This window comes from Microcystis sp. LEGE 08355 (genome assembly GCF_015207185.1).
Lineage (GTDB): Bacteria > Cyanobacteriota > Cyanobacteriia > Cyanobacteriales > Microcystaceae > Microcystis > Microcystis panniformis.
This window is the reverse complement of sequence record NZ_JADEXI010000228.1, coordinates 1-6868: the sequence shown is the minus strand read 5'-3', so window position 1 is coordinate 6868 and position 6868 is coordinate 1. Positions and strand designations below refer to the sequence as shown.

3 protein-coding genes are annotated in these 6868 nt (G+C 41.6%); 2 read left to right on the top strand and 1 reads right to left on the bottom strand.

What is annotated here, in order from left to right; translation table 11 throughout:
* The first annotated feature begins 120 nt into the window (after positions 1-120).
* Positions 121-5523, top strand: coding sequence for an SdrD B-like domain-containing protein (locus tag IQ242_RS12810; RefSeq protein ID WP_193960237.1), 5403 nt, complete (start codon positions 121-123; stop codon positions 5521-5523).
* Positions 5524-5710: 187 nt separating this feature from the next.
* The gene (locus tag IQ242_RS12805) at positions 5711-6340 is read left to right on the top strand and encodes a PEP-CTERM sorting domain-containing protein (RefSeq protein ID WP_193960236.1); all 630 of its coding nucleotides are present in this window, start codon (positions 5711-5713) and stop codon (positions 6338-6340) included.
* A 232-nt stretch (positions 6341-6572) separates the two neighbouring features.
* On the opposite strand, the gene IQ242_RS12795 is transcribed toward IQ242_RS12805, so the two are convergent.
* The coding region (locus IQ242_RS12795; protein ID WP_193960235.1) for an IS30 family transposase at positions 6573-6868 on the bottom strand (296 nt) is incomplete at its 5' end.

The following is a 6868-nucleotide window of genomic DNA, read 5'->3' as shown; positions in this document are numbered from 1 at the left end:
CTATATAAGGGTTCCATCCCTTATAACCCCCGTCCATTGCATAACAAAAACCGAAGAGCCCCAAAAGCTCTTTCCTTAGGATATTAGGTAAAATCAAAAAAGAAAATTAGGAGGTCAACTATGGTTGAGTATTACGGCGTTATCAGGGGTAATCTTTGGAATGATTTTGATGGGAATGGCTCTAATAATTATGCTTATAGTGGCTATGGTATCTCTCAAGAACCTGGACTTGTTGGTTGGACAATTACCCTAACTAAACCTGATGATCCTAGTTTTAGCCAAGTTACCTATGCCGAGAGTTCTGGTTCTTATTCTTTTGGTTCTTTACCATTGGGGGACTATTTAATAACCGTTACCCTACCCTCTCAAGATTGGGTGCGAACTACAAACTATTATTACAGTACCAATAATTCACAACCCGTTTCTCTTTCTGCTCAATCTTATCGATGGTATGGATCATACGGATTTTTTGCATTTTTTGCCGATGCTTCCTTGGGCTATCGAAAACCGGAAACCCAAATCACAGGTCATCTTTGGAACGAGGCTAATGGCAACGGCTATCAAGACTACCACAACAACAGTTCAGAACAAAATTTAGGCGGCTGGTTAGTTTATCTTGACACCAACAATAACGGAATTTTAGACACTAATGAAAAAAGAACCTTCACTGATGGTAGTGGTTATTACACCTTTACTGGATTAGATGGAAATACTAATTACACCGTCGGAGTTATTGAATTATCAGGTAATTGGCAACCAACTACCGAATACAGCGATACACAAATAATTAGTACCACGACTGGAGAAATTAGTCAAGCTAATTTTGCCTATCGTTTAAGTGATGGTCAAATTCAAGGCAGTTTATGGAATGATGCTAATAGTGACGCGATACAGAATCAAAGCGAGTCTCTTTTAGCAGGATGGACAGTTAATCTTTTACAAAATGGAACCCTTATTAGTAGCACTGTAACCGATAATGGGGGGCGTTATGTTTTTGTCGGAGTTTCTCCAGGAGATTATTCTGTTGAGGTAATTCCCCTAGATGCTAATTGGCAGTTTACTCATTCTCCAGGATTCCCTGTCTCAGTTAGTGCATCTCAGCTAATTGATAATGTAAGCTTTGGCCTATCTAATCCTAATAATACAGGCAGTACAGGCACTTATGGGGAAATTAGTGGGGCAGTTTGGAATGATGCTGATGGTGATAACTATCGGGATGAATATGATCCAGCTTGGATTCCAACGTGGATTTACTACTACTACTATACTAATTTTGGTTTAGCCGGTTGGACAGTTTTTCTCGATAGTGACAACAATGGTACTTTAGATGCAGGGGAAACCTCAACCAAAACTGATTTTTGGGGACGTTACAATTTTGCTGGGTTAGCATCAGGAGATTACAACGTTACCGTGATTGTTCCCTCCACAACGCAGTCCTGGGAATCTACAGGAAGTGGCAATGATAATCCTACTCCATCTAATTCTCGCTTAGTTACCGTTGCTTCGGGTGCAAGCCAAAGCAATATTGACTTTGGCTACAAACAAAATGTTAGCCTCAATTACGGAGATATTACTGGGTATGTCTGGAATGATTTCTATGGCGATGGGGTCTTTGATAATTACTACTCTTCTAATGACAAAGGATTAGCCGGTTGGAAAGTCAGCTTGGAAGATGAAAACGGACAAACTGTTCAAACCACCCTAACTGATAAGTATGGATATTACGGATTTACAGGGGTTTCTTCGTTTAATACTAACTCTTATAACGTTACAGTTGAATCACCCGATGGATTAAATATTTGGCAATCCACCCATAGCCCCTCTCAACCCGTTGTTTATTCAGGATCGAGTATCTCTGATATTAACTTCGGTTATCAATCCACTTATCGTGATATTTTTGGATTTATCTGGAATGATGTCAACGGCAATGGTACCTGGTGGTATGGGGAACACGAAGCCAATGAAGCCAATAGTTTACCCCATTGGAAAATCAATCTAATCCAAAACGGGCAAATCATTGATAGTACCTACACAGAGGCTGAGAATTTTTATGGACAGTACAGGTTTGGCAGTCGTCCCTTTGGCGATTATACGGTTAGTGTTGAACTGCCTTCGGCTGATTGGCAGCCAACTAAGGGTAATAATTCTGTTGGTGCTACTTCCGTTTCTTTTACTACATCTGCCCAAAATCCTTGGGGTGCATATAACCAGTTCGGGTTTCAAGGGACTAAGGGAGAAATTATCGGTTTCCTCTGGGATGATATCGATAAATCTGGTTCGTGGGGCTATGCCTTCACTGGAAACAACTATCAGTTTGAACCGGCTTTAAACGGTTGGACAGTTTACCTCGACCAAAATAATAATAATGTCCGTGATCCAGGAGAAACTAATACCGTCACCGATAACTTAGGCGGCTATGAGTTTAAGGATTTAGTCGCTGGAACCTATCGAGTGAAAGTAGATACCCCTGTGGGTTGGCAATTTACCTTTCCCACTCCTCCCGAAAAAGTCCTGACTATTACCACTAGCGAAATCTTTAGTAAAGTTAACTTTGGTTACGTCCAAGGTAGCGGTAATCGTCCCCCCCAAATCCAAAACCGCCTCTGGGGTCGTTCCATCGTTAATAACGTTACCATTCCGGGAGTATATGTCGATCCCGATGGTAATGCGTTAACCGGTACAGCGACAAAAGCGGATGGAACTTCTCTTCCTCCCTGGTTAACCCTGACGGTTCAATCTAATGGAGACTTAAACCTCAATTCTAATAATCCTCCCCGTTACTTTGTCCCCTTCGATGTCAAAATTGCGGTAACGGACGGACAGGCTAGTATCGATCATATCTTCCGCATCTATCCCAGTTATAGCGGCTTTGTTATTGATAACTATGTCGCTGGGGCGACGGTTTTCTTCGATGCGGATAAAGATGGTGTTCTCGATACGAATGAACCCTTTACTACTACCGATCAAACAGGCTTTTATCTCCTCGATATTCCCCAGAGCTTCGACACTAATGCTAACGGTGTATTTGACCCCGAAGAAGGTCGTCTAGTAGTCTTTGGCGGTGTAGATACAGCAACTGGTTTACCCTTACAAACGCCCTTAACCGCCCTTGCGGGTTCTACTACCATCACCGCTTTAACCTCCCTAGTCGAGAATTTAGTCTCTCAAGGGTTAACGGTAGAACAAGCAAACACAGCAGTAACCACCGCTTTGTCTCTTCCTGCTGGTGTTGATCTTAGCAACATCGATCCCATCGTCGCTACGACTAATAATACGCCAGGAGGAGCGGCAACTTTTGCCGCCTTAGTCCAGGTACAAAACGCCATTACCCAAATTGCGGGACTGTTAGATGGGGCTTCCTCAGCTTCTACGGGAGATATTGTTAAAAATGTCGTTTCAGCCTTGGCTAGTCAAATTCAAGGCGGAACAACCATAGATTTGACCAATGCTACCCAATTACAAACCGTCATTCAAACAGCGGCGACACTGACCAATGTAGATGTTAGTGCGATCGCCGATGGGGCCGCGCAAGTCATCGCAGCAGCCAACCAACAGATTGAAGACATCGCCGCAAGTACGCCAAATGCGTCTCTACAACAGGAATTTGCTCAAGTCCAAAAAGTGGCTTTGGGTGAAACTACTAACGATTTACAACAAGCCGGGGCGGGAACTAAATCGATTACGGATGTAGTTACAGAGAATACAGGAACGGCTTTAACTGATCAAATTAACAATGCTCAGGTCTTAAGTCAAGCCCCCACCGATGTATCCTTAAATACTTCCTCCGTTGCGGAAAATCTCCCTGTTGGTACAGAAGTCGGTACTTTCTCAACAGTTGATCCTGATAGTAGTGAACCCTTTACCTATAGTTTAATCGGGGGTACAGGTAGTACAGATAATAGTCTGTTTCAAATTAGCGGTAATCGCCTTTTAACTAACGCCATCTTCGACTACGAAAGCAAGAATAGTTACAGTATTCGGGTACAAACCTCTGACAGTAACGGTGGCGTTTTCCAGAAAGCTTTGACCATTAATGTCAACGACGTTAACGAAAATGAAAATCCCACCGATTTAAGCCTTAGTAATAATTCTGTCGCGGAAAACTCACCCCTAAATACCCTCATCGGTAACTTCACCACTACTGACCCTGATACTGGTAATACCTTCACCTATAGCCTAGTTACTGGGACAGGAGATACTGATAACAGTCTCTTTACCATCGACGGGAATCAACTTAAAACTAATACTACTCTCGACTACGAAAGCAAGAATAGTTACAGTATTCGGGTTAAAACCACAGACCAAGGCGGTTTGTCCTATGAAAAACAACTCACCGTCAGTGTTAGCGATGTCAACGAAAACCCAACAAATCTCAACCTATCTAACAACCCCGTCGCGGAAAACTCACCCATCAATACCCTCATCGGTAACTTCAACACTACTGACCCTGATACTGGTAATACCTTCACCTATAGCTTAGTTACTGGGATAGGTTCAACTGATAACAGTCTCTTTACCATCGACGGGAATCAACTCAAAGTTAATGGACTTTTAGACTACGAAACCAAGAATAATTACAGTATCCGGGTTAAAACCACAGACCAAGGCGGTTTGTCTTATGAAAAACAACTCAACGTCAGTGTTAGCGATGTCAACGAAAACCCAACAAATCTCAACCTATCTAACAACACCGTCGCGGAAAACTCACCCCTAAATACCCTCATCGGTAACTTCACCACTACTGACCCCGATACGGGTAATACCTTCACCTATAGCCTAGTTACTGGTATAGGTTCAACTGATAATAGTCTCTTTACCATCGACGGAAACCAACTCAAAACTAATACTCCTCTCAACTACGAAACCAAGAATAATTACAGTATTCGGGTTAAAACCACAGACCAAGGCGGTTTGTCTTATGAAAAACAACTCACCGTCAATGTTACCAATATTCCAGAACAAAGGATTTCTATTGATAAAAACGCGATTACTTTCGGGACTCCCCTCTCACAATATCGTCAAGGTTGGAGTAACAGTAACCTAGTTCGTCCCAAATTTGCCGATACATTCCGATACATTGACATCACCAATACAGGAGTTAACGACGAAGATATTCTCGCCATTTCCAACATAGAAGTTAAAGCCTCCAACGTTACCACTAACGCTGATTTCAGTCAGGGAGATATCTTACTCAATCCGGGACAAACTTGGCGTGTTCAATTAACTTATGCACCCACCGCAGCGCGAGAAAGCTTTAACCTCAATGATGGTTTAGTTATTCACAGTAACGCCATCAATAACACGGCCTATAATATCGCCTTAACTGGTAAATCAACCTTTAACAGCGATATTACTTACAATGGTAAAGTAGATCGGGGTGACTTAGCACCATTACAAGCCGCTTTCAACAGTAGTATTGGTGGTTCTAAATACGATCCCACTGCTGATATTAATGGAGACGGTGGAATCAATTTAGGTGACTTCTTAGTCTTAACTTCTGACTACGGACTAAGCTTGTTCTAACCTAAATTTCTGGCAACAATAGAGTGTAGGGTGCGTTAGGTCAAAAAACTAAAATTAACCATCCGCCGTAACGCACCACCTCTATCATTAAATTGATGCATTACCCTATCGCTAACACAACCTACGAGTGCCACGAGTAATCTACAACCTGATTTAGTCTTATCCATTCACAAATTGACAGAAAATTATGCCTAATTTAGCCGTTGAATTTAATCTGATAGAAGACATCGCAGGAACCCCCGGTGGATTCCTTAATCAAAATAATTCCTTAAATATAGGCGATCGCTTTTTTGTTCAAGTCTTAATGAGGGATATTCATAGTAATCCTATCGGATTAACTGGTAGTGCTATCAATCTCAATTTTGAAGCCAACAAAATCCAAAATATTGACATTCCCTTTAATCCAGTTGCTCCTGACAGTCCCTTAGTTAATTCTAACTTTCCTCTCTTTCGGGGAGGAACCTTAAATAACATTAATGGGACAATTACCGACCTAGGGGGAGCATCTTTTCCTGATGCCGGTTTAGGTTCACTCTTGGGACTGAATCAACCAGAACAATTTAGCTTAATGCACTTTCAAGTTATTGGAAAAGGTAGCTCTAATTTAATCCTAAATGTAGATTTGAGTCAAACAAATTTTGCTGATGGAACCTTAGGTGCTAATGATCCAACTAATCCAAGTCAGTTCATTCAAATTGTTCCTATTGTCCCCGCCAATAACCCTGTAACTATACCTGAACCCAGTCTAAATATAGGTTTATTTATCCTACTAGGCGTTATACCTGTCCTCAAGAAACAGTATGCCAAAAGAGTGTAGGCTGAGTGTTTGCGGCTATCAATTCCGTCAAAAAGACAAAATTAACAATCCGCCGTAACGCACCACCTCTATTATTAAATTGGTGCGTTACGCTATTGTGCTTCATACCCTAGAAGTAAGCGGACAACTCAAATGAACCGAACAACCGCCAATTATGATGAACCCTGGAAAGAAGCTTTAACCGAGTATTTTGAAGCGTTTTTCTGGACTTTAAGACAAAAAAACGGCCAATTCAAGTCTGAATTGCATCACTATCTGATCTACCTTTATAGAATACCTCATTCGGGGTCTGATAGTCAAGACATTTTCGAGGACGATTGTTAATCAAGTTTACGGCTCTTTCCACCTCCTCTGGCTTAACAATTTTAAAATTCGTTCCCTTGGGAAAAAATTGTCTTAATAGTCCATTAGTAGGCTCGTTTAATCCCCTCTCCCAAGAATGATAAGGAGTAGCAAAATAAAAATCTGCTCCCAATTTCTGACTCAACTCTTGATGTCCACAAAATTCTTTCCCGTTGTCACAAGTAA